General features: G+C 73.8%; 25 protein-coding genes. 11 read left to right on the forward strand and 14 right to left on the reverse strand.

Going from position 1 to position 22,389, the window contains the following annotated elements; all coding sequences use genetic code 11:
• Window positions 1–63: 63 nt before the first annotated feature.
• Both KV557_RS44175 and KV557_RS27560 read right to left on the reverse strand, forming a co-directional pair.
• Entirely contained in the window at window positions 64–834 is a 771-nt protein-coding gene (locus KV557_RS44175; RefSeq protein ID WP_305149021.1) for a hypothetical protein, read from the reverse strand.
• A 289-nt stretch (window positions 835–1,123) separates the two neighbouring features.
• On the reverse strand, window positions 1,124–2,167 hold the full coding sequence (locus KV557_RS27560) for a hypothetical protein (RefSeq protein ID WP_218204207.1): 1,044 nt from the start codon (window positions 2,165–2,167) through the stop codon (window positions 1,124–1,126).
• Window positions 2,168–2,313: 146 nt separating this feature from the next.
• Between KV557_RS27560 and dapE the strand changes: the two genes are divergently transcribed.
• Together dapE and KV557_RS27570 are read left to right on the forward strand one after the other, a co-directional pair.
• Window positions 2,314–3,387: a succinyl-diaminopimelate desuccinylase gene (gene dapE, locus KV557_RS27565; protein WP_218204208.1), complete on the forward strand. Its 1,074-nt coding sequence runs from the start codon at window positions 2,314–2,316 to the stop codon at window positions 3,385–3,387.
• Between the two features lie 134 nt (window positions 3,388–3,521).
• The gene (locus tag KV557_RS27570) at window positions 3,522–4,331 is read left to right on the forward strand and encodes an LOG family protein (protein ID WP_218204209.1); all 810 of its coding nucleotides are present in this window, start codon (window positions 3,522–3,524) and stop codon (window positions 4,329–4,331) included.
• A 7-nt stretch (window positions 4,332–4,338) separates the two neighbouring features.
• Here KV557_RS27570 and folP read toward each other — a convergent pair whose 3' ends face one another.
• Window positions 4,339–5,151, reverse strand: coding sequence for a dihydropteroate synthase (gene folP / locus KV557_RS27575; RefSeq protein ID WP_218204241.1), 813 nt, complete (start codon window positions 5,149–5,151; stop codon window positions 4,339–4,341).
• A gap of 180 nt (window positions 5,152–5,331) precedes the next feature.
• On the opposite strand from folP, the gene KV557_RS27580 reads away from it, so the two are divergent.
• Together KV557_RS27580 and KV557_RS27585 are read left to right on the forward strand one after the other, a co-directional pair.
• Entirely contained in the window at window positions 5,332–5,754 is a 423-nt protein-coding gene (locus tag KV557_RS27580) for a DivIVA domain-containing protein (RefSeq protein ID WP_218204210.1), read from the forward strand.
• A complete protein-coding gene (locus KV557_RS27585; RefSeq protein WP_308130100.1) occupies window positions 5,751–6,392 on the forward strand; it encodes a DNA-3-methyladenine glycosylase I in 642 nt (213 codons plus the stop codon). Before KV557_RS27580 ends, KV557_RS27585 begins: the two co-directional genes overlap by 4 nt.
• Here KV557_RS27585 and KV557_RS27590 read toward each other — a convergent pair.
• Complete coding sequence (locus KV557_RS27590; RefSeq protein ID WP_218204211.1) at window positions 6,377–7,177, reverse strand: enoyl-CoA hydratase-related protein; 801 nt, start codon at window positions 7,175–7,177, stop codon at window positions 6,377–6,379. The genes KV557_RS27585 and KV557_RS27590 overlap by 16 nt on opposite strands.
• 299 nt (window positions 7,178–7,476) lie before the next feature.
• On the opposite strand from KV557_RS27590, the gene KV557_RS27595 reads away from it, so the two are divergent.
• Window positions 7,477–7,644, forward strand: a complete 168-nt coding sequence (locus tag KV557_RS27595; RefSeq protein WP_014137929.1) for a DUF3117 domain-containing protein — start codon at window positions 7,477–7,479, stop codon at window positions 7,642–7,644.
• 111 nt (window positions 7,645–7,755) lie between these two features.
• Here KV557_RS27595 and KV557_RS27600 read toward each other — a convergent pair whose 3' ends face one another.
• Window positions 7,756–8,388 carry an O-methyltransferase gene (locus KV557_RS27600; protein WP_218204243.1) on the reverse strand — a complete coding sequence of 211 codons (633 nt, stop codon included), beginning with the start codon at window positions 8,386–8,388 and terminating at the stop codon, window positions 7,756–7,758.
• Window positions 8,389–8,564: 176 nt separating this feature from the next.
• Between KV557_RS27600 and sigE the strand changes: the two genes are divergently transcribed.
• The 4 genes from sigE (at window position 8,565) to KV557_RS27620 (ending at window position 11,866) form a co-directional block, all read left to right on the forward strand.
• Window positions 8,565–9,410 carry an RNA polymerase sigma factor SigE gene (sigE, locus tag KV557_RS27605; protein WP_218204244.1) on the forward strand — a complete coding sequence of 282 codons (846 nt, stop codon included), beginning with the start codon at window positions 8,565–8,567 and terminating at the stop codon, window positions 9,408–9,410.
• The gene (locus KV557_RS27610; protein WP_218204212.1) at window positions 9,407–10,414 is read left to right on the forward strand and encodes a zf-HC2 domain-containing protein; all 1,008 of its coding nucleotides are present in this window, start codon (window positions 9,407–9,409) and stop codon (window positions 10,412–10,414) included. Before sigE ends, KV557_RS27610 begins: the two co-directional genes overlap by 4 nt.
• A gap of 129 nt (window positions 10,415–10,543) precedes the next feature.
• Entirely contained in the window at window positions 10,544–10,981 is a 438-nt protein-coding gene (locus tag KV557_RS27615) for a sec-independent translocase (RefSeq protein WP_218204213.1), read from the forward strand.
• Window positions 10,982–11,188: 207 nt separating this feature from the next.
• The gene (locus KV557_RS27620; RefSeq protein ID WP_218204214.1) at window positions 11,189–11,866 is read left to right on the forward strand and encodes a hypothetical protein; all 678 of its coding nucleotides are present in this window, start codon (window positions 11,189–11,191) and stop codon (window positions 11,864–11,866) included.
• A gap of 64 nt (window positions 11,867–11,930) precedes the next feature.
• On the opposite strand, the gene KV557_RS27625 is transcribed toward KV557_RS27620, so the two are convergent.
• The 4 genes from KV557_RS27625 to KV557_RS27640 form a co-directional block, all read right to left on the reverse strand.
• Entirely contained in the window at window positions 11,931–13,091 is a 1,161-nt protein-coding gene (locus KV557_RS27625; RefSeq protein WP_218204215.1) for an Mrp/NBP35 family ATP-binding protein, read from the reverse strand.
• A 56-nt stretch (window positions 13,092–13,147) separates the two neighbouring features.
• Window positions 13,148–13,690, reverse strand: coding sequence for a DUF1003 domain-containing protein (locus KV557_RS27630; RefSeq protein WP_256178036.1), 543 nt, complete (start codon window positions 13,688–13,690; stop codon window positions 13,148–13,150).
• 79 nt (window positions 13,691–13,769) lie between these two features.
• On the reverse strand, window positions 13,770–15,074 hold the full coding sequence (locus tag KV557_RS27635) for a magnesium transporter MgtE N-terminal domain-containing protein (RefSeq protein ID WP_218204245.1): 1,305 nt from the start codon (window positions 15,072–15,074) through the stop codon (window positions 13,770–13,772).
• Window positions 15,075–15,201: 127 nt separating this feature from the next.
• Window positions 15,202–15,735, reverse strand: coding sequence for a hypothetical protein (locus KV557_RS27640; RefSeq protein WP_218204217.1), 534 nt, complete (start codon window positions 15,733–15,735; stop codon window positions 15,202–15,204).
• A gap of 139 nt (window positions 15,736–15,874) precedes the next feature.
• Between KV557_RS27640 and KV557_RS27645 the strand changes: the two genes are divergently transcribed.
• Window positions 15,875–16,801, forward strand: a complete 927-nt coding sequence (locus KV557_RS27645; protein ID WP_218204218.1) for a DMT family transporter — start codon at window positions 15,875–15,877, stop codon at window positions 16,799–16,801.
• Between the two features lie 9 nt (window positions 16,802–16,810).
• Here the strand turns inward: KV557_RS27645 and corA are convergent, their stop codons facing one another.
• On the reverse strand, window positions 16,811–17,935 hold the full coding sequence (corA, locus tag KV557_RS27650) for a magnesium/cobalt transporter CorA (RefSeq protein WP_218204219.1): 1,125 nt from the start codon (window positions 17,933–17,935) through the stop codon (window positions 16,811–16,813).
• Between the two features lie 378 nt (window positions 17,936–18,313).
• Between corA and KV557_RS27655 the strand changes: the two genes are divergently transcribed.
• Window positions 18,314–18,952: a suppressor of fused domain protein gene (locus KV557_RS27655; RefSeq protein WP_218204220.1), complete on the forward strand. Its 639-nt coding sequence runs from the start codon at window positions 18,314–18,316 to the stop codon at window positions 18,950–18,952.
• A gap of 120 nt (window positions 18,953–19,072) precedes the next feature.
• Here the strand turns inward: KV557_RS27655 and KV557_RS27660 are convergent, their stop codons facing one another.
• The 4 genes from KV557_RS27660 to KV557_RS27675 form a co-directional block, all read right to left on the reverse strand.
• Window positions 19,073–19,930: a PHP domain-containing protein gene (locus tag KV557_RS27660; RefSeq protein WP_218204221.1), complete on the reverse strand. Its 858-nt coding sequence runs from the start codon at window positions 19,928–19,930 to the stop codon at window positions 19,073–19,075.
• A 47-nt stretch (window positions 19,931–19,977) separates the two neighbouring features.
• Window positions 19,978–20,616 carry a DUF6758 family protein gene (locus tag KV557_RS27665; protein WP_218204222.1) on the reverse strand — a complete coding sequence of 213 codons (639 nt, stop codon included), beginning with the start codon at window positions 20,614–20,616 and terminating at the stop codon, window positions 19,978–19,980.
• Between the two features lie 299 nt (window positions 20,617–20,915).
• Window positions 20,916–21,062: a hypothetical protein gene (locus KV557_RS27670; protein WP_218204223.1), complete on the reverse strand. Its 147-nt coding sequence runs from the start codon at window positions 21,060–21,062 to the stop codon at window positions 20,916–20,918.
• Window positions 21,063–21,440: 378 nt separating this feature from the next.
• Window positions 21,441–22,325, reverse strand: coding sequence for an alpha/beta fold hydrolase (locus KV557_RS27675; RefSeq protein WP_218204224.1), 885 nt, complete (start codon window positions 22,323–22,325; stop codon window positions 21,441–21,443).
• Between the last annotated feature and the right edge of the window lie 64 nt (window positions 22,326–22,389).

A 22,389-nucleotide genomic window follows, 5' to 3' on the forward strand; every position in this document is an offset into this window, starting at 1 on the left:
GCCTGATGAGGTCAGCACGAAGGGGGCCGGCCCCGGACCGGCCCCCTTCGTCGTGTCCGGGGACTACAGCGGCAGGCCGCTGATGCTGCCGCCGTTCACGCCGCCCAGCAGCCCGGTGACCGGGCCGAGCGCGTTGGTGAGGCCCGACAGCGGGTTGTTCGGGCCGAGGTCGGCGCCGCCGAGGCGGTTGGCGGAGCCGTGCTCGGCGAGGCCGAGGACGTCGGCGCCGGGCAGGCCGCCCGGCAGCGCGCGCCCGACGGAGCCCAGCGGCAGCGCGTCGGTGACGGCGTTGGTGCTGGGGACGGCACTGGACAGCTTGCCGGCGCCGGGCAGGCCCTGGGCGACGGCGCCGGTCTGGGCGAGCCCGCCGACCGGGCTGGCGGCGGCGCTGCGGGTGCCCATGCCCTTGCCGGTGACGGCCTCACCGAGCTTGTCGGCCAGTGTGGAGGCGACCCTCGGGGTGACCGCGGAGAGCTGGCCGGTGGTGGCGGCGGTCTGGTCGACCGGGGCGGTCAGCGAGCTGGCCTTCTCGTTCGCCTCGGGGAGCTGGTGGGCGATGATGTTGCCGGCCGCGTCGGCGGAGGCCGGTACGCCGGCGGCGACGGTGGCGGCACCGGTGGTGCCGGCGGCGTCGCCGAGCTGGTGGGTGGTGTGCTGCAGGCTGGAACCCGCGTCGGTGTTGGTCAGCTGGCCCAGCGGCTTGGCCAGGTCGCTCTTGGGCAGCAGGGCGTCGCCGCCCAGGGCGGACGCGGAGCCGGCCGCGACCAGCGGGGTCGCTCCGGCCGCCACGAGCAGCGCGGCCTGGGCGATCCGGCGCGTGAGGGGGTGAGACATGAGGCTCCTCGAAGGGTCTGGGTCCGTCCCGTCCGCCGGGCGGACGACGTTGTTACCGCTTGAGAAGCCAGAAGGTTTCGGCCGGTGCAAGGAAAGTGTCTGACTGACGATCGGATCGTATGACCGCAGCAAGCGCGCCCGCCGACGCCCGCCGGGAGCCGCGGACGCGGCGCCGGGCAAGGGGAGTGACGGTTCTCCACTCGGGGTCGCCGGAACGGGGGGCCGGTCCACTGAAGTTGACCTGATTCACCCGTCCGGCGGCAACCCGAACGTCAGTGCGTCAGCCCCGCTAGGACGCGGCGAGGGTGACCTGAACGAGCTTGGTCGACGTCCCGGTCGGCTGCGGCTGCCAGCCGTCCTCCGACTTGGTCTTGCGCCAGATCTTCCCGTCGTAGGCGACCGTCGCGATGCCCAGCTGCTGGGCCTGGGCGACCGCCCAGTGCGCGACCTCCCAGCCGCTCGCCCGCTCGGCGCCCACGCCGCCGTCGGCCCCGGCGTCCGCCGAGGAGGTCAGCGCGGTGGTGGACGGGTCCGGGGTGAGCGCGACGGCGTTCTCGGCGCCCTTGATCGTCGAGGTGTAGCCGGCGGCCGGGGTGACGGTGCGGCCGAACTCGCGGCGCACCCGGTCGGACAGCACCTGGGTGCGGTCCGGCGTCGCGGCCGGGGTGGCGGAGGCGCCCGCGGTGGGCGTCTCCGAGTCGTCCGGCGCCGGCTTGGCGTAGTCGTGCACCACGCAGGTGAACGAGCCGGGCTCGCGGCCGGCCAGCGCCGAGGTGAGCAGGGTGGCCTTGGTCTCGTGCTTGGCGTAGGCCTGTGGGTAGCCGCTCTTCTGCACCGCCTGCGCAGCGTCGGTCAGCGGCAGCCGGGTGTACCCGGGCACCTTGACCAGGCCGTCCAGGAACTTGTTGGTCGCGTAGACCGGGTCCGCGATCTGCGTCGCGGTGCCCCAGCCCATCGACGGCCGCTGCTGGAACAGGCCGAGCGAGTCCCGGTCGCCGCCCGCGAGGTTGCGCAGCTTGGACTCCTGCATCGCGGTCGCCAGCGAGATCGCGGTCGCCCGGTCCGGCAGGCCGCGCGAGCGGGCCACCGCGGCGATCGTCGCCGCGTTGGCGGCCTGCGGCAGCTCCAGCGTGCCGGTGCCGGTCGCGGTCTTCACCGTGCAGCCCTCGGGTTCGGTCTGCTGGAAGCCGAAATACCAGATGCCGACCACGGCCGCCCCCGCGACCAGCGCGAGGCCGAGCAGCCCGACCAGCACGAGCAGCAGCGCGCGCAGCGGACCGCGGCGGGGGGGCGCCAACTCGTCGCCCAGCTCCGCGCTCTTCTTCCTGGCCACCGTCGCCCCTCTCGAGCCTGCTTCTTGATCCGACACCGTACCCACTCGGACGGATGTGCGGCGCCACCCGGTTGCCGTTACTCGTCACGTTCCGTGTCACAGGACGGCCACACGGGGCCCGCAAACCGCGGACTAGGCTGGCGCTCATGAGCAGCTCCGACACGCCCCTGGACCTCACCCTCGACGGCGGCACGCTGACCGCCCGCCTCGTCGACTTCCCGTCGGTGAGCGGCGACGAGCAGGCGCTCGCCGACGCCGTGGAGGCCGCTTTGCGCGCCTACCCGCACCTCACCGTCGACCGGTACGGCAACAACGTGGTGGCCCGCACCAACCTGGGCCGCGCCGAGCGCGTCCTGCTGGCCGGCCACCTGGACACCGTGCCGATCGCCGACAACCTGCCGTCGTACGTCGAGGGGGACCTGCTCTACGGCTGCGGCACCTCGGACATGAAGTCCGGCGTGGCCGTCCAGCTGCGGCTCGCCGCCACCCTGCCCGCGCCCAACCGCGACCTGACCTTCGTGTTCTACGACTGCGAGGAGGTGGAGGCCCACCGCAACGGCCTCGGCCACCTCGCCAAGGAGCGCCCGGAGTGGCTGGCCGCCGACTTCGCGGTGCTGATGGAGCCCAGCGGCGCCGTCGTCGAGGGCGGCTGCCAGGGCACCCTGCGGGCGCAGATCCGGCTCACCGGCGTGCGTGCACACTCGGCCCGCAGCTGGCTCGGCGACAACGCCATCCACCACGCCGCCGAGGTGCTCACCCGCCTCGCGGACTACCAGCCGCGCCGGGTAGAGATCGACGGCCTGGAGTACCGCGAGGGCCTGAACGCGGTCCGGATCGACGGCGGTGTGGCCGGCAACGTCATCCCGGACGAGTGCGTCGTCACGGTCAACTTCCGCTACGCGCCGGACCGCAGCGAGGCGGAGGCGGAGAAGCACGTCCGCGAGGTCTTCGACGGCTTCGAGCTGACCGTCACGGACTTCGCCCCCGGCGCCCTTCCCGGCCTCTCCCAGCCGGCCGCGCAGGCATTCCTGGTGGCCACCGGCGGCACGGCCCGGGCCAAGTTCGGCTGGACCGACGTCGCCCGCTTCAGCACCCTGGGCGTCCCCGCGGTCAACTACGGCCCCGGGGACCCGAACCTCGCGCACAAGCGGGACGAGCACTGCTCGCTGAGCGCCATCGCCGAGACCGAGGACCGGCTGCGCGCCTGGCTCACCAGCTGAGCCGCTGCGCCCGGACCGGGCCGATGGGCGGCCGGTCGGACCGGCCGCCCATCGGCAGAACGCCATCTTCCGGTCGCCCAACCGTCCTTCCTTTGTTGCCTGAAAACGGGGATCGACGGGCGTAGGGTTTCGTCATGACAGGCACAGGAGACGAAAAGCAGTACGGGCACGGCCCCGAGCAGGTCGGCGTGCCGCGGAAGAAGAAGGCCTGGCCCGAGAAGCAGAAGGGTCCGGTGCTGGTGCGCCGGGACCAGGTCGGCACGAGCACGACGGACCAGCGCCTGCTGGACACCACCGGACCGACCGACTGGCTGCACACCGATCCGTGGCGGGTGCTGCGGATCACCTCCGAGTTCGTCGAGGGCTTCGGCGCCCTGGCCGAACTCCCGCCCGCGATCAGCGTCTTCGGCTCGGCCCGGACCCCGGCCGACTCTCCCGAGTACGAGGCCGGCGTGGCCATCGGCCGGGCGCTCGCCGAGGCCGGCTACGCGGTGATCACCGGCGGCGGCCCGGGCGCGATGGAGGCCGCCAACCGCGGCGCCTCCGAGGCCGGCGGCCTCAGCGTCGGCCTGGGCATCGAGCTGCCCTTCGAGCAGGGGCTGAACGAGTTCGTCGACCTCGGGCTGAACTTCCGTTACTTCTTCGTCCGCAAGACGATGTTCGTGAAGTACGCCCAGGGATTCGTGGTGCTGCCCGGCGGGCTCGGCACGCTGGACGAGCTGTTCGAGGCGCTCACCCTGGTGCAGACGAAGAAGGTCACCCGGTTCCCGGTGATCCTCTTCGGCAGCGACTACTGGGGCGGCCTGTACGAGTGGCTGAAGCACACCCTCGTCGCGCAGGGCAAGGCGGCCCTGCACGACCTGGAGCTGTTCCACATCACGGACGAGATCGACGAGGTCATGAAGATCCTCGCCGACGCCCGCCGGCCGGTCAACGAGATCTAGGAACCGCCTAGGCCAGCCCCCGGCGCGCCACCGCCGGGGGACGGGTGCCCCGGATCGAGGCGACCATGTCCAGCACCTGCCGGGTCTCCGCGACCTGGTGCACCCGGTAGACCTGCGCGCCCAGCCAGGCCGAGACGGCGGTGGTCGCCAGGGTGCCGAGCAGCCGCTCGTCGACCGGCTTGTCCAGGGTCTCGCCGACGAAGTCCTTGTTGGACAGCGAGACCAGCACCGGGAAGCCGGTCGCGGTCATCTCCGGCAGCCGCCGGGTCGCCTCCAGCGAGTGCCGGGTGTTCTTGCCGAAGTCGTGCCCCGGGTCGATGATCACCGCGTCCCGCCGCACGCCCAGCTCGACCGCCCGCTCGGCCAGCCCGACGGTCACCCGCAGGATGTCGGCCATCACGTCCTCGTAGCCGACCCGGTGCGGCCGGGTGCGCGGCTCGGCGCCGCCCGCGTGGGTGCAGACCAGCCCCACGTCGTGCCGTGCGGCCACCTCGGCGAGCTTCGGGTCCACCCCGCCCCAGGCGTCGTTCAGCAGGTCCGCGCCGACCTCGCAGACCGCCTCGCCGACCTCGTGCCGCCAGGTGTCCACGCTGATCACCGCCTCGGGGTGGCGCTTGCGCAGCTCGGCCACGAACGGGACGGTGCGGCGCAGCTCCTCCTCGACCGTGACCTCGTCGCCGGGCCCGGCCTTCACCCCGCCGATGTCCAGGATCGCCGCGCCCTCGGCCATCGCGCGGTCGGCGGCGGCGAACGCGGCCTCGTCGGCGAAGGTCGCGCCCTTGTCGAAGAACGAGTCCGGGGTCCGGTTGACGATCGCCATGATCACCAGCTCGTCGTCACCGAATTCCCGCGGTCCCAGGCGCAGTGCCACCGATGTCTCCTCCACAGCTGCTGCGGGTGCGATGATGGCCCCCGGCCTCACTTGGGATCCATGCTGTCATGATCAGCGCGTCCCGAGGCACCTTCGAGCAGGCCGGACGGGAAGTCGGGAGGACAGCACGTGTTCTGGGTGATCGTGGTCGCCATGGCCGTGGTGGTCGGCGGTGCCGCGCTGGTGGCGCTCGGCGGCGGCGGCTCGATGCCGGAGGCGGTGCAGGACCGCCCCTCCGCGCGGCTGCCGCAGGACCGTCCGCTCAGCAAGACCGACGTGGACGACCTGCGCCTGCCGATGGCCGTCCGCGGCTACCGGATGGACGAGGTCGACGACGTCCTCGACCGGCTCGGCGCCGAACTCGCCTACCGCGACTCGCGGATCGCCGAGCTGGAGGCCGCCGCCCACCTGCGCGGCGCGGTCGAGGCCACCACCGGCCCGGACGCCGGCGCCGAACCGCTGCCCGGCCTGGAGGAGTTCGCGAAGGTGGTCGAGCCGGCCGCGGCCCCCGGCAAGGAGCCCGAGGACGCGAAGCCGGTGAACGACCGGTGACCGCGGCGGAGGACGGCACCGTCCTCGGCGCCGACGGCCTGCGCCGCTGCGGCTGGGGCGACTCGACCGACGACTACCGCGTCTACCACGACACCGAGTGGGGCCGCGCGGTGCACGGCGACGACGCCCTGTTCGAACGGGTCTGCCTGGAGGCCTTCCAGTCCGGCCTGTCCTGGCTGACCATCCTGCGCCGCCGCGAGGGCTTCCGGGCCGCGTTCGCCGGCTTCGAGATCGGCAAGGTCGCCGAGTTCGGCGCGGCCGATGTCGAGCGGCTGCTCGCCGACACCGGCATCATCCGCAACCGGGCCAAGATCGAGGCGGCCATCGCCAATGCCCGGGTCGCCCGCGAGCTCGACGGCGGCCTGGACGCGCTGATCTGGCAGTTCGCCGTCGACCCGGACCGGCCGGCCCCCCGCACGCTCGGGGAGGTACCGGCCGTCACGCCCGAGTCGACGGCGCTGGCGAAGGCGCTGAAGAAGGCGGGCTTCCGCTTCGTCGGCCCCACCACCGCCTACGCGCTGATGCAGGCCTGCGGCCTGGTCGACGACCACGTGGCGGGCTGCCACGTCCGCACGGCGGGGAAGACCGGCACGGCCCGGAAGACCGCCACGGCCCGGAAGGCTCAGCGGCCCAGGTAGCCGGGCTTCTCCTTGGCGATGAAGGCGCGGACCGCGATCCGGTGGTCCTCGCTGTCGCCGGCCAGGGTCTGCAGCTCGGCCTCCTTGTCGAGGAGTTCGTCGAGCGAGTGCGAAGCCCCGTACGCCAGCGACTCCTTGACGGCGCCGTACGCCACCGTCGGGCCCTCGGCCAGCTCCCGGGCGAAGACCCGTGCGGTGGCGGCGAGTTCGTCGGCCGGGACGACCTTGGTGGCCAGGCCCAGCTCCATCGCCTCGGTGGCCTTCACCGTGCGGGGCAGCATCAGCAGCTCGGTGGCCTTGGCGTGCCCGACCAGCCGGGGCAGCGTCCACGACGCGCCCGAGTCGGCGGTCAGCCCGATGCCGGCGAACGCGGTGTTGAAGCCGGCCTTCTCGGAGATGACCCGGAAGTCGCAGGCGAAGGCCAGCGAGGCGCCCGCGCCCGCCGCCACGCCGCCGACCGCCGCGACGGTCGGCTTGCGCATCCCGGCCAGCGCCCGCACCAGCGGGTTGTAGTGCTCGGCGACGGTCCGCAGCGCGCTCTCGCCGGTCTCGTCGGCCCGCTTGAGCATCGTCAGGTGCTCGTTCAGGTCCTGCCCGACGCAGAACGCGCGCTCGCCCGCCCCGGTCAGCAGCACCGCCCGCACGGCCGGGTCCGCCGCCGCGGCGGCCACGGCGTCCCGCAGCGCGACCTTGGTGGCGACGTCCAGCGCGTTCATCGCCTCGGGGCGGTTGATGGTGATGACGGCCAGGCCGCCGTCCAGCTCGTACAGCACGGAATCGGACATGGGCGAGGGGCTCCCTTGAGAAACGTCGCGGTGTCGGTCGAGTGCCAGGATGCCGGAGCACGCGGCCGGCTGGGGAGTGTGAGGTATCGCACCTTCCGGCGGCATCCGCACCGCCGCCGGGCCGGGGCTTATGACGGGAAATACGCGGGTTGGGGCGGATCCGGCCGAGGTTGCACCGAGAGTGATGTTGGTCATCAGGCCGTGGCATGCGGGATAATGGCTTCCGATCAATGCGTTCGATACCGGCGGTGGACGGACTGCCGGTGCGTAGCTGAGCGGTTGCAGGAAGGGGAACGAGCATGGCGGCCATGAAGCCGCGGACGGGTGACGGCCCGCTCGAAGTCACCAAAGAGGGGCGGGGCATCATCATGCGCGTTCCGCTCGAAGGCGGCGGACGCCTCGTGGTGGAGCTCACGCCTGACGAGGCCGACGCCCTCGGCGAGGCCCTGAAGAAGGCCTGCGGCTGACCGCAGCGGGTGCTCGCCATCTCCTGGAGATGTGCCTGCCGGGCCCGGGTACGACGTCACGTCGGCCCGGGCCCGCGGCTTCCCGGGCCCGCCGGCCCGGCGCTTGACGGTCTACCGCTTGACGGCGCAGAGCAGCCCGTCCGAGACCGGCAGCAGCGCGGGCAGCAGCGCCTCGCTCTCCCGGACGTCCTGGACCAGGTTGCGGACCGCGTGCGTCTGCGGGTCCTGGAGCTCCGGCTCGGCCAGCCGCCCCTCCTGGAAGACCCCCTCGAAGCAGACCATCCCACCCGGCCGGAGCAGTCTCAGCGCCTCCGCCAGGTACTCCTGCGACTCCACCGGATCGCCGTCGCAGAACACCAGGTCGTACTGCCCGTCCGCGAGCCGCGGCAGCACCTCCAGCGCCCGGCCCGGTATGAACCGCGACCGGTTGGCCGCGAACCCCGCCGCCTGGTACGCCTCCCGGGCCGCCTGCTGGCGCACCGGCTCCGAGTCCACCGTGGTGAGCACGCCGTCCGCCCGCATCCCGCGCAGCAGGTAGACCCCCGATACGCCCGTCCCGGTGCCGATCTCGGCCACCGCCTTGGCGTCCAGCGCCGCGGCCAGCAGCCGCAGGCACGCCCCGCCGCTCGGCCCGATCGCCCGTATCCCGGTCCGCGCGGACTGCGCCCGGGCGTAGGTCAGCACCGCGTCCTCGCCCACGAAGGTGTCGGCGAGGGCCGCACGCGCGGGCCCGAACTCGCTGATGGCTGCCTCTTTCGGTGCCCCGGGTGGCGGCCCGGTGCCGAGGGGATGTCGATATTTCCTGCCACAGATTACTGGCCGGCCGGGAACCGCGTACGGCGGCGGGCCGTTGTGGAAGAGGGACCGGGTACGGGAGACCTCCCGGGCACTTTTATCCGGGCTTGACGGGTGAGGTGGATATGGTGGTGGCCCTGCTGGGCAGAAGAGCCGACCGAGGAGGTGTGGCCGAGGGCGACGTCCCCGTGCGGCGGCACACCCGCGGCACCGCGTCGGCCCGTACGCCGAAGCCCGTGATGAACCAGTCTGCGCACCCCAACCCGGACCTGCCCGCCGCCGAGCTGCCGGCCGCCGGTACCACCGAGGCCCCCGCCCTCGCGACCTTCACCGAGGGCCCCGACGCGCAGACCTGGACTCCGCCCACGTGGGAGGAGATCGTCGAGGCGCACAGCGCCCGCGTCTACCGCCTCGCCTACCGCCTGACGGGCAACCAGCACGACGCCGAGGACCTCACCCAGGAGGTCTTCGTCCGGGTGTTCCGCTCGCTGTCCACCTACACCCCCGGCACGTTCGAGGGCTGGCTGCACCGGATCACCACCAACCTGTTCCTGGACATGGTCCGCCGCCGCCAGCGCATCCGCTTCGACGCGCTCGGCGAGGACGCGGCCGAGCGCCTCGCCTCCCGCGAGCCCAGCCCGGCCCAGCACTTCAGCGACACCCACTTCGACGCCGACGTGCAGCAGGCCCTGGACACCCTTGCCCCGGAGTTCCGCGCCGCCGTGGTGCTCTGCGACATCGAGGGCCTGTCCTACGAGGAGATCGCCGCCACGCTGGGCGTCAAGCTCGGCACCGTCCGCAGCCGCATCCACCGCGGCCGCTCCCACCTGCGCGCCGCCCTCAAGCACCGCGCCCCCGGCTCGGCCCCCGGGCGCGAGCGCCGCGGCGGCTCGGAGGAGCCGGTGCCGGTGGGCGCCGTCGCCGGTGAGGTCCCGGTGGCGCCGGGCGGGCGCGGACGGAGGCGATCGTGAGCGGAACCGGCCAGTCAGGGCCGGGCCGGCCGGAGGCGTCCGGCAAGTCCGGTACCAGGCGGGGCTGGGCTCTGCCGGGCCGTCGCGGCAGTGACGAGCCGGGCGAGCCCGTGCTGCCCGCCGCCACCTCGCTGCCGGGCGACGCCGCGCTGCGTGCCGTCGCCGTACGCCCCACCGAACCCGCCGCCGAGGAGCACCACCTCGGCGACCGTCTCTCCTCCTTCCTCGACGGCGAACTCGGGCACGACTCGCGCGATCGCGTCCAGGCGCACCTGGCGACCTGCCCGCAGTGCCTCGCCGAGGCCGACGAGGGCCGCGCCGTCAAGCACCTGCTGACCCGCACCGACACCCCCGGCCCGTCCTCGGCGCTGATGGCCCGGCTGATGGCCGTCGGCAGCCTCCCGGACGAGGACCCGGCGGACTCCGGCTGGCCCACCGGACGGGACGACGACGACCTGCCCGGCGGCGGCGTGGCCGCCCCCGGCACGCTCGGCGGCAGCCGGCTCGACGGCGGCTCCTTCGGCCGTGGCGCCGGCGCCTCCTTCGGCGCGGGCGCGCTCGGCGCCGACACCCCGCTGCCCGGGGTCGACCCGCGGGCCTTCGGCCGCGGCGGGGCGGTGCTGCGCCCGCTGATCGGCCGACGTTCCGGCCGCCCCGAGGCCCCGGCCCCGGTCCGGCCGCAGCCGGCCGCCGCGGTGGCCGCCATTCGGCCGTCCGCGCCGCGCGGGCGCCGCTTCGTCTTCGCCGCCGCAGGCGCCTTCTCGGTGGCCGCGGTGACGCTGGGCGGCGTTGGCGGCCTCACCGCGCAGAGCGAGGACCAGCACGGCACCTCGGTCAGCCCGGCCGGCGGCACCGGCCGCACCGGCGGACTGGTCCCGATGACCGCGCAGATCCCGGTGGACTTCCCGGTCCGCCCGGTCGCCGCCACCCGCAGCGCGACCCCGCCCCCGCTCCCGGACCGCACCCCGGGCGGGTTCGCCGCCCTGCACCAGGACCCGCGCTAGGACCCCGCCGCCCACGACGGCCTCGGCCGCCGGTAGGTCTTTACCACGGCTTCATCACACCGTGTGCCAGGGACCCGCCGGTGGCCATTACCCTGTAGGAACCGTCGTCCGACGAGCTAGGGAGCTTAGGTGTTCAGCGATGTAGGCGGGCTGGAGATCCTGACCCTGATCGTGATGGCGATCGTCATCTTCGGCCCCGACAAGCTGCCGAAGCTGATCCAGGACACCATGGGCTTCATCCGGAAGGTCCGATCCTTCGCGGACAGCGCCAAGGAGGACATCCGCAGCGAGCTGGGCCCCGAGTTCAAGGACTTCGAGTTCGAGGACCTGCACCCCAAGACCTTCGTCCGCAAGCAGCTCATGGGCGGCAACGACGACCCGCTCGGCCTCAAGGACATGAAGGACTCGCTCGACATCCGGTCCGTCCTGGACGACAAGCCCGCCACTCCCGTGAACGGCCGCACCGGCAGCGTCAGCTTCGAGAAGGCCGCCGCCCCGGCCGCCGCCTCCTCCGGCCCGCCGCTCCAGCCCGGCGAGCGCCCCCCGTTCGACCCCGACGCGACCTGAGGAACCGTCCGTTCCGGCCACGCCACCGCCCCGCTCGCCCGCACGGCTGAGCGGGGCGGCGGCGTGTGCGCCGCTATTGTGCTGATTGTTCCCGCCGGACCGCCCGTCGGATTCCGTGTGCCGCGGACCGAGGACGCCCGGCCGGGAGCGCCGCGGTACGCCAGGATGGGAGCGCCACGGCAGGCATACGTTTGAGGAGGCCCGGGGATGGACGCGACGAGTCAGGCGGTGGGGACGACGGCCACGGCCGGCGGCCCGGTGGTCGGCGGGCAGGCCGGCCCGGCGGACCCGCTGGTGCCCTACCTGTCCGCCGACTTCCCCTGGTACGGACTGGACGACGGCTGGACCGGCCGCCGCTACCTGATGCAGGCCGGCGCGGGCGGCCCCCGCGGCGGGGCGCCCGGCAGCGTCGACTACGGCACCCTTGGGCACGGCGAGGAGCCGGCCAGGCAGTACGAGCCGCGCGACATGCGGAAGTTCGCCGTCGTCGTCACCGTGGCCCGCCGCGACAGCCGGCGCAGCGCCGACAACACCGGCACCCTGGAGGCGACCTCCGCCTCCTCCGCCGCCTGGCTGGCCGGCTCCGGCCTGCTCGCCGCCACCTGGCCCGGCCAGCTGGACCGGGCGCTGCGCCAGGACTGGCTGGAGCAGCAGAGCGGCCTCGCCTGGGACCTCGCCGACGACCTGGCCGGCCCCGGCTGGTCCACCCTCAGCCTCCCGGTGAACGGCCTGCCGCAGCCCTTCCGCTATCGCGAGTCCGAGTACGGCTGGGTGCTCGCCGGCGAGGCCCCCGGCGTCCTCCTCGGCGCCTACGGCCGCGGCGTCAGCGCCTACGGCACCGGCTTCGCCACCGTCCCCGACCTGACCGCCTACACCCGACCGTAGGGCCGTCGTCCGGACATGCCGGAGGCCGGGTGGTCATCCACCCGGCCTCCGGTTCGGTGTTCCGTCAGAACTTGTTCTTCGGCGTGAGGCCGAGGGAGAGCCCGGACAGGCCGCGCTGGCGGCCGCCGAGCTTGCCGGCGACGGCGCGCAGGGCGGCGCCGGCCGGGGAGTCGGGGGCGGCGAGCACGACCGGGCGGCCGTCGTCGCCGCCCTCGCGCAGGCGGACGTCGATCGGGATCGAGCCGAGCACGGGGACGGTCGCGCCGACGGTGCGGGTGAGCGCGTCCGCGACGGTCTGGCCGCCGCCGGTGCCGAAGACGTCGATCATCTCGTCGCAGTGCGGGCACGGCATGCCGGACATGTTCTCGATCACGCCGACGATCTTCTGGTGGGTCTGCACCGCGATCGTGCCGGCCCGCTCGGCCACCTCGGCGGCGGCCATCTGCGGGGTCGTGACGATCAGGATCTCCGCGTTGGGGACCAGCTGCGCCACCGAGATCGCGATGTCACCGGTGCCGGGCGGCAGGTCCAGCAGCAGCACGTCCAGGTCGCCCCACCACACGTCGGCGAGGAACTGCTGGAGCGCGCGGTGCAGCATCGGGCCGCGCCAGACCACCGGGGCGTTGCCCGGGGTGAACATGCCGATCGAGATGACCTTCACGCCGTTCGCCTGCGGCGGCATGATCATGTCCTGGACCTGGGTCGGCCGGCCCTCGACGCCCAGCATGCGCGGCACGCTGTGGCCGTAGATGTCGGCGTCCACGACGGCGACCTTCAGGCCGTCCGCGGCCATCGCGGCGGCCAGGTTGACCGTCACCGAGGACTTGCCGACGCCGCCCTTGCCGGAGGCGACGGCGTAGACCCGGGTGAGCGTGCCGGGCTTGGCGAACGGGATCTCCCGCTCGGGGGCGCCGCCGCGCAGCAGCTGGGATAGCTCCTTGCGCTGCTCGTCGCTCATCACGTCGAGTTCGACCTCGACGCCGGTCACGCCGGGGACCCTGCCGACCGCCTCGCGGACCCGGGTGACGATGGTTTCGCGCATCGGACAGCCGGAGACGGTCAGGTAGACCGCGACGCGCACCGCGCCGCCCTCGGCGATCTCGACCGATTTCACCATGCCGATCTCGGTGATCGGGCGGTTGATCTCCGGGTCGTTGACGGTCGCCAGCGCCTGGCGTACGGACTCCTCCGTGACGCCGGCCGCGACCTCTGTCTCGTTGGCCATGCCTTGATGGTACGGCGCCGGGCGATCCCCTTAACCGGCCGGTAGCGTGCCGCCGGTCACAGCACTTCCGAGGGCTCCCGGCGGTCGTCGATCTCCTTGAGCAGCGACTGGAGTTCGGAGCGGATGAAGTCGCGGGTGGCGACCTCGCCGAGCCCGTGCCGCAGCGCGGCCACCTCGCGGGTCAGGTACTCGGTGTCCGCGATGTTGCGGTCGCTGCGGGCCCGGTCCTGCTCCATGTTGACGCGGTCCCGGTTGTCCTGGCGGTTCTGCGCGAGCAGGATCAGCGGGGCCGCGTACGAGGCCTGGAGCGAGAGCACCAGGGTGAGGAAGATGAACGGGTACGGGTCGAAGCGCACGTTCTCCGGCAGCATCGTGTTCCACATCACCCAGATGACGATCACGACCGTCATCCAGACGATGAAGCGGCCGGTGCCGAGGAAACGGGCGATCCGCTCGGAGAGGACGCCGAAGGCCTCGGGGTCGTAGGCGGGCAGCGAGATCAGGCCGGGCCGGGCGGTGCGCGGCTGGTCGAGCCGGGCGCGGGCCGGGCCGGTGGCGGTCTCGGCGCGGCGGTCCCGGCCGCCCTCGCGGGTGCGCAGTTCGCGCAGCTGGCGCAGCTCCCGCAGTTCGCTCTGCAGGCGCCGGCGTGCGGGGTCGTCGTTCGTCCGTCCCTTGCGGTCAGCGTCCACCGGTCACCTCTCCTCTCTCGTCGTGCGGGGTGCCTTCGTGGTCCCGGGCGTGCAGCGCGGCGTCGCGCCAGTCGTCGGGCAGCAGGTGGTCGAGCACGTCGTCGACGGTCACCGCGCCGAGCAGGTGGTCCGCCTCGTCGACGACCGGCGCGGCGACCAGGTTGTAGGTCGCCAGGTAACTGGTGATCAGCGACAGCGGGGTGTCCGGCGGCAGCGGGTCGAGGTCGTCGTCGACCAGCGAGCCGACCAGGACGTACGGGGGCTCGCGCAGCAGCCGCTGGAAGTGCACGGTGCCCAGGTACCGGCCGGTCGGGGTCTCGTTCGGCGGGCGGCAGACGAACACCTGCGCGGCGAGCGCCGGCTTGTGGTCGGAGACCCGGATCCGGGCGAGCGCCTCGGCGACCGTCGCGTCGGGTTCCAGCACCACCGGCTCGGTGGTCATCAGACCGCCGGCGGTGTCCTCCTCGTAGGAGAGCAGACGGCGGACCGGCTCGGCCTCGTCGGGCTCCATCAGCTGGAGCAGGCGCTCGGCCTCGTCGCCGGGCAGCTCGGAGAGCAGGTCGGCGGCGTCGTCCGGGTCCATCGCCTCCAGGACGTCGGCGGCGCGCTCCTCCTTGAGCTTGCCGATGATCTCGACCTGGTCGTCCTCGGGCAGCTCCTCCAGGACGTCGGCGAGCCGCTCGTCGTCGAGCGCGGCGGCCACCTCGGCACGGCGCTTGGCGGAGAGGTGGTGCATGACGCCCGCCAGGTCGGCGGGGCGCAGCTGCTCGAAGGTGGCGAGCAGGTTGGCGGCGCCCTGGTCCTGCTCGGGCAGCGCGAAGCCGGTGACGTCCTGCCAGTCCAGGGTGAGCCGCTCACCCTTGCCCTTGCGCAGCCGGCCGGCCCGGCCGAGCTGCACGAAGATCTTGCTGATCTCCCACTCGCGCAGCCGGGTCTGGACCATGCCGACATCCAGCACGGTGCCCGGCTCGCCGGTCTTGGACCAGGTGACGGTGCGGTCCAGCAGTTCGGCGAGGACGAGGGTCTCGGAGGGGCGCTGTTCGAAGCGGCGCATGTTGATCACGCCGGTGGTGAGCACCTGGCCGGACTCCAGGCTGGTCACCCTGGTCATCGGCAGGAAGATCCGGCGCCGTCCGACCACCTCGACCACCAGCCCGAGCACCCGGGGCGGGCGGCCACCGAGCCGCAGCGCGACGACCACGTCGCGGACCCGGCCGACCTGGTCGCCGTTCGGGTCGAAGACCGCGAGGGCGGAGAGATGGGAGATGAAGACCCGGGTGCCTGGCCCTGCCATGAACTCCTCGACTCGCTCGATGCCGTGCTCGGTACGCCTGGCGTACTTGCTGGCCAAGGCTACCCGCGGGGCGGGAGTCTGCCTGACGAGGCACGGTACAGGCGCCCGGAGTCCCGGACGTGAACCTTTAGCGGCGCTTGAACAGCAGTTTGGGCAGGCCGGCGGGGATGGGCTTGCGGGTGGTGGCCGGGGTGGGCATCGGCTCGGCGGCGTGCGAGCCGTCCGGCATCGCGCCGGGGCGCTCGGCGAGCGGGCCGGTCGGCTCCAGCCGCAGCACCCGGCACTCGCGGGCCCAGCGGTCGGCGATGGTGTCGGTGTCGGGGGCGTTCAGCCGCTTGCCCTTGAGCTCCTCGACCGCGCCCAGCCAGGCCTCGCTGTGCGGGGCCAGCTCGGTGACCCGGGCCCGCCAGCCGGTGAGCCGGCCGCCCTTGTCCTTGCTGCGGACGGTGACCACCGCGCCGGAGCCGGCGACCAGTCCGTGCAGCGGCTGCTCGGCGCCGTCGCCGACGACGACCACGGCGCCGTCGTACCAGGCGTGCCAGACCGGGCGGGCGTGCTCCTGGCCGTCCGCGCGGACCCAGAGCAGGCCGGACTTCTTCGCGGCCTCCTCCAGCAGGGCCTGGTCGAAGAAGTCGTCGGAAGTGGCGGGCGTACGGTCCATGCCCGACAGCGTACGGCCTTCCCCGGCCCCTGAGTGTCGTGTCTCAGCCGCCGGGCGACAGTTCCATCAGCAGGCCACGGGCCTTACGGTAAGAGCCGCCCAGCCCCCGTCCCCGTTCACGCCCCAGCGAAGGAGCGCCGTGCCCGCCGCCCGGCCCGCGACCGCCGTCCCCGCGCCCACCGCCGGCGCCGTCCCGCCGCACCCGCTCCCCACCCTCGACCTGCTGCTGCTCGCCGTCTCCATCGGCGGCATCTCGCTCTCCGCGCCGCTGATCAGCGCCACGGCCGCGCCCGCGTTGGCGATCGCGTTCTGGCGCAACGTCATGTCGGTCGGCGTGCTCGGCCCGTACGCGCTGCTGCGCCACCGCGCCGAGCTGCGCGGGATCGGCCGGCGGGCGCTGCTGCTCGCGGTGGCGGCCGGCGCCCTGCTGGCGGTGCACTTCGCGCTCTGGATGCCGAGCCTGCGGATGACCTCGGTGGCCTCGGCGACCGCGCTGGTCACCACCACCCCGCTGTGGACCATCCTGCTGATGCGGATGTTCGGTGTCCGGGCGCCCAGGCTGGTGTGGAGCGGCATGTGCGTCGCTTTCGCCGGCGTGCTGGTGCTCACCGGGGTGGACCTCTCGCTCTCCTCGCGCGCCATGCTTGGCGACTCCCTCGCGCTCGCCGCCGGTCTGGCCGCGGCCGGATACATGCTGCTGGGCGCGGAGGTCCGCAAGACCGTCAGCACCACCGCGTACACGCTGGTCTGCTACGCCACCACGGCGGTGGTGCTGCTGGGCATCTGCCTGGCCGCCGGGACGCCGCTGGCCGGCTGGTCGGCCGGGGCCTGGTGGCAGATCGCGCTGCTGATGGTCACCGCCCAGCTGCTCGGCCACTCGCTCAGCAGCCGCGTGGTGCGCACGCTGGGCCCGTCCGTCACCTCCACCGCGATCCTGCTGGAGACGCCGGGCGCGGCGCTGATCGCCGCCCTCTGGCTCGGCCAGTGGCCCCCGGCGGCCGCCCTGCCGGCGGTGGTGCTGATCCTGCTCGGCCTGGTCCTGGTCGCCCGCGGCGGCCGACGGTAGCGGGACCGGTCAGAGCCAGCCGTTGCGGCGGAAGCCGCGGTACATCCCGACGCAGATCAGGACCACCGTGCCGAGCACCAGCGGGTACCCGTACTTGTGGTGCAGCTCGGGCATGTACTCGAAGTTCATCCCGTACACGCCGGTGATCATGGTGGGGACGGCGAAGATCGCGGCCCACGCGGTGATCTTGCGCATGTCCTCGTTCTGCGCGACCGAGACCTGCGCCAGGTTGGCCTGGAGCAGCGAGTTCAGCAGCTCGTCGAAGCCCTGCACCTGCTCGGTGACCCGGGCGAGGTGGTCGGCGACGTCCCGGAAGTACTTCTGGACGTCCGGGTCGACGAGCCCCTGGAGCGGCTCCGAGAGCTGCTGCATCGGGCGCAGCAGCGGCACTATGGCGCGCTTGAACTCCAGGACCTCGCGCTTGAGTTGGTAGACCCGGCCGACGTCGGTGCCGCGCCCGCCCTGGTTGGAGAAGACGTCGAACTCGATGTCGTCCACGTCGTTCTGCAGCCGCTCGGCGACCAGCAGGTAGTTGTCCACGACGTGGTCGGCGATGGCGTGCAGGACGGCGGACGGGCCCTTGGCGAGCAGCCCGGCGTCGTCCGCGTCGGCCTCCAGCCGGTGCCGCAGGTCCTGCAGCGAGCCGTGGCGGCCGTGCCGGACGGTGATCACGAAGTCCCGCCCGGCGAAGACCATCAGCTCGCCGGTCTCCACCACCTCGCTGGTCGGGGTGAGCTGGTCGTGCTCGACGTACCGGATGGTCTTGAAGACGGCGAACAGCACGTCGTCGTAGCGCTCGACCTTGGGGCGCTGGTGCGCGTGCACCGCGTCCTCGACCGCGAGCGGGTGCAGGCCGAAGCGCTGCGCGATGCCCTCGAACTCCTCCGCGCTCGGCTCGTGCAGCCCGATCCAGCTGAACGAGCCCGTGCCGTCCGGGAGTTGCTGTGCGGCCCGGACGCGGCGGGCGGCCTCGCGCGGGCTGCAGCTCCGGCCGTGCCGGCGGCCGTCCTGGTAGACCGCGCAGTCCACGACCGCCGAGCCGGCGCCGCCCGGCGGCACGGCGTCGTACCGGCCGGACGCGGGGCGGCGGCGGTTGGTGCGGACGGCGGCGCGCAGGCTGTTGATCATCGACATGGCAGGCTCCCTGGAACAGGAGCCGCCGCACGGCGGCGTGGGGGTCCGCCCGGCCGGAGGCCGGGGAAGGAACTGGTGGCCGTGGTGCGACGGCGAGGAACACCGGTGACGGGCGGGGTGCTCTCCCGGCCGGTCCGTCCGCGGGCCGCCTCGGCTACCGGTGCTGGGTCAGCCTGCGTGGCGGGGCGTGCGGGGAAGGCGCTGGGGCCGGGCAGAGCTGCCGGTACTGCAATCTCGACCGGTATCCACCGCAACCACCTCCTTCACGCCGCGGCCCTGGAACGACTCGAACGTCATGGTTCCCGGTGGCCAGTCGCTCACCTTAACATCTGACCGGTCATCGGCGCCGGGCCCGCCCGGGGGGTTACGCTCACCGGCATGGCCCACGACTTCCCGCTCTTCGGCGACCCCCACGGCTCCTCCCCGGAGCTCTCCCGGGAGGCGGTCCTGGCCGCCGTCGAGGCCCGGCTGATCTCCACCTTCGGCGAGCCGAGCGGCCGGGCCGCGGTCACCTTCCTCGGCACCGACCGGATCGAGGTGCTGCGCTTCGGCCCGGACGCCGAGGGCCTGGTCCGCTACGCGAGCCTCGGGATGTCCGCCGCGCCGATGGCCGACCCGACCGCGATGGTCGCCGACCAGGTGCGCGGCCCGCGCGCCGAACTGGTCCTGACGGTCCGCGGCGGACGCGACGACGTGCTCCGCAGCCTGGCCACCTTCGCCGCGACGCCGCAGGTGGAGGGCCTGGTGGTGGCCCCGGGCGGCTCGCTCGACCTGGGCGCCCCGCTGTGGGAGGGCGCGCCGTTCACGTCCGTGCTGGCCGCCGAGCCGGGCGGCCTGGTGCCGGACCTGGAACTGGACGAACCGGCCGACCCGGTCCGCTTCCTGCCGCTGCTCCCGATGACCCCCAACGAGGCCGGCTGGAAGCGCGTCCACGGCGCCGCCGCCCTCCAGGAGCGCTGGCTGAACCACGGCACCGACCTCCGTGACCCCGACCGCCGCGGCGTCCGCCTGGACTGACGGCGCATCGCGGGGAGTGCCTTCCCGCTGCGCACCCACACGCCCGCGCGCGGGGGCGCGTGCGCTCACCTCCAACCGCTCCAACCGCCCGCGCACCCGATCGCACCCCCGGGGAGTGGCTCAGCCCTCGATCGGTTTCGCGCCGGTGGCCTGCGCCAGCAGGGCCTCGTACACCGCCGGGTCGGTCGTGTGCTCGCCGAGGCGGACGGTCTTGCGGCTGCCGTGGTAGTCGCTGGACCCGGTGACCAGCAGCCCGAGTTCGCCGGCCAGGCCGCGCAGCCGGGCGCGGGTCTCCTCGTCGTGGTCCGTGTGGTCGACCTCCAGTGCGGCCAGCCCGGCCGCCGCCAGGTCGGCGATCACCTGGTCCGACACGGTCCGCCCGCGCTTGACCGCGCCCGGGTGGGCGAACACCGGCACCCCGCCGGCCGCCCGGACCAGCCGGACCGCCTCGACCGGGTCGGTCTCGTGCTTGCGCACGTCCGCCCGGCCGCCGTTGGCCAGCCAGTCGGCGGTGAAGGCGTCCGAAACGGTCGCGACCACGCCCGCCTCGACGAGCGCGCTGGCGATGTGCGGCCGGCCGACCGAGCCGTCGCCCGCAATCCGCTGCACCTGCTCCCAGTCGATGTCCGCGCCGAGCTCCCGGCAGCGCTCGACGATCGCCCGCCCGCGCCGGAACCGGTCGGTCCGCACCAGCTCCCGCTCGGCCGCGAACGCCGGCTCGGCCGGGTCGAACAGGTACGCCAGCAGGTGCATGCTGATGCCGTCCACGACGCAGGACAGCTCGGCCCCCGGGACGACGGTCAGGGTGCCGGCGGGCAGCGCGTGCACCGCCGCGGCGGCCTCGGCGTGGCCCGCGACGGTGTCGTGGTCGGTGAGCGCGACCACGTCGAGGCCCGCGGCCACCGCCGCCGCGACCAGCTCGGCCGGGCTGTCGGTGCCGTCGGACGCGGTGCTGTGGGCGTGCAGGTCGATGCGCACGGGGCGACTCCTGGAGGCTCGGGGTGCCGCCCAGGATAGGCCAGCGGCTAGCCCAGCAGTCGGGGGGTGAGGGCCCCGCAGGGCAGGAGGTCCAACTCGGCGCCGGCCTCGCGCAGGTCGGTGATCACCAGCTCGTCGTACATCACCAGCGCCGACTGCTCGGGCCAGGCGATCGCCCACAGCCAGAGCCCGCGCGCCTCGCCGACGAACACCGCGCGGTCGGCCGGGGCCTGCGGGACGTGGAACATCGGGGTGGGCCGCCCGGCGGCCATCAGCTTGGCGTCGGCGGGCTTGTAGAGGGCGACGGACTCGCCCGGATCCGGCCCGGCCATCCCGGCGTACCGGGCGCCGAGCCCGACGCCCAGCTCCTCGGCGACCAGCACCAGCTCGCCGAAGCCGCCGAGCGGCGCGGGGCCGGAGCAGGCGACGGCGGTGGCGCGGGCGCCCGAGACGTCGTCGCCGACGTGCGCGATGCCGGTGTAGAGCCAGCCGACCGGGAGCGGCCAGGGCAGCCAGACGGGGACCTGGGAGCGGGCGACGGCGACGCCCAGCGCCTCCACGCTCGGGGGCAGCACCGGCTGCATCGGGTGCACGGCTCCGTGCCGGTCGCACTGCCAGGTGTCTGAGAACAGACCGGGGGCGCGGACCCGACCGGCGCACCTCGGGCAGCTTGGCTCGCCCCTCATAGCCGACAACGCTCCTCCCTCCGGACCGCCGCGTCAAGGACGATCACCCGTACGGAGGGCTCGGCGGCACCTGTCGGTGGCGGACGCCCGGCCGTCGGCGGCTCCGGTTGGGGGATGTCCAGCGGCGGGCGGCGGCAAACGTCGGGCGGGTGGGACCGGTGGTGCGCCCGAACGCACTGACGCCCCGTCATCGGCGATCGCGATGACGGGGCGTCAGTCGGGTATCGGAACGTCCGGATCGGACGCTCCCGGCTCGTCGGCGGCGGGTGAGGGCTCCCGGGAGGAGGCGCCGCGCGCGGTCAGACGGCCGGGCACGGGCGGATGAGCAGGCGCTCGCCGGTGCGGGCGGCGGCCTGGACGACCTCGCGGACGGTCTCGGCGTCGGCGACCAGGCGGTCGGTGGCGGAGCCGTTGGCGTCGTCCAGTCGGAGGATCTCGAAGCGCATGGGCGTCTCCTTTCCTGGCCCCGCGGGGCGGGGCGATTGCGGCTGAGTCGGTATCAGCCCATTCGGGGTCTTCCGGGTCCGGCGGTGCGGCCGGATCGGTCGGTTCGTACGTGCGGCGGTCTGCTGCGGCAAGGGCTCCCCCTACTTGCCTGGTGCGGCTGGTGCCTCGTGAACCACGGTGACGTGGTGGTGCTTCCGGGCCGTTGCCCGTCCGTAAAGTCCTGGTTTCGAAGGATTCGAACCGGCGGAGGGCCGGCGATGATTCCCGGACAGAATCAAAGATTACCGTAACTAACGAATTTTGTCGTCCGTTGAGTGCGGTCGAACTTCGAGAAGTGGTAGAGACCACTCCGCCGAGTCGGCTCCCGGCCGGGCGGATCAGCCCCAGAACGCGGCCAGCGCCCCGGCCGTGGCGGCCGGCTGCTCGGCGTTGGGGGAGTGGCCGGCGTCCTCGACGACCACCCGGCGGGCGCCGAGGCGCTCCGCCATCCGGGTCTGCTCCGGCACCGGCCAGGCGTAGTCCCGCACGCCGGAGAGCACCAGCACGGGCAGCCCGGCGGTGGCGGCGGCCAGCTCGTCCACCCGGTCGGGCCCGGCGATCAGGTGGCCGCCGGTGACGGTCAAAGCCCGCGGCACGTTGGCCAGCCAGCGGCGGTGCAGGAACGCGGCGACCTCGCCGGCCGGGCGCTGCTTCCGGTCGCCGCTGCCCTCGTCCATCTGCTGCATGACCTGCCAGATCTCCTCCAGGCTCATGACCGGCAGCACGTCCAGCAGCAGCTTGGTGCGGGCCGCCTCGGAGGGGTCGATCGCGCCAGGGCCGGTGGACATCAGGGTCAGCGAACGCCACGGCAGCGGGTCGCCGGCGCCGTCCGCCGCAGCCGCCAGCACGGCCTCGCGGACCACCTGCCCGCCGAAGGAGTGCCCCAGCAGGTGCAGCGGTCCGCCGTCCGCCGCCAGCGCCTCGGTGAGGGCCCGGACGTCCGCGCCCAGTGCCTCGACGGCGTACGCGGCCGGATCGTCCGGGCCGCCGGTCTCGTGCTGCCCGCGCTGATCGACGGCGGTCACCCGGTACCCGGCGGCCGCCAGCGGCTCCAGCAGCGCGATGAAGTCCTCCTTGCTGCCGGTGAACCCGGGCACCAGCAACGCCGAGCCGCGAACGGGCCCGTCCGGCTCCGCCCGCACCGCCGCGAACCCGCCCCGCGCGGTCTCCACCCGCAGCGCTCGGGCACAGGAGGGAAGAGTGAGGAACGGCGGCGTGCTCATGTGTGCTGCTCTCCTGCGCGCGACTGAGGGGGCGACCCCCGAGCCTAGGGCCTGACACCAGCAT

The organism is Kitasatospora aureofaciens (genome assembly GCF_019192735.1).
Classification (GTDB): domain Bacteria; phylum Actinomycetota; class Actinomycetes; order Streptomycetales; family Streptomycetaceae; genus Kitasatospora; species Kitasatospora aureofaciens_A.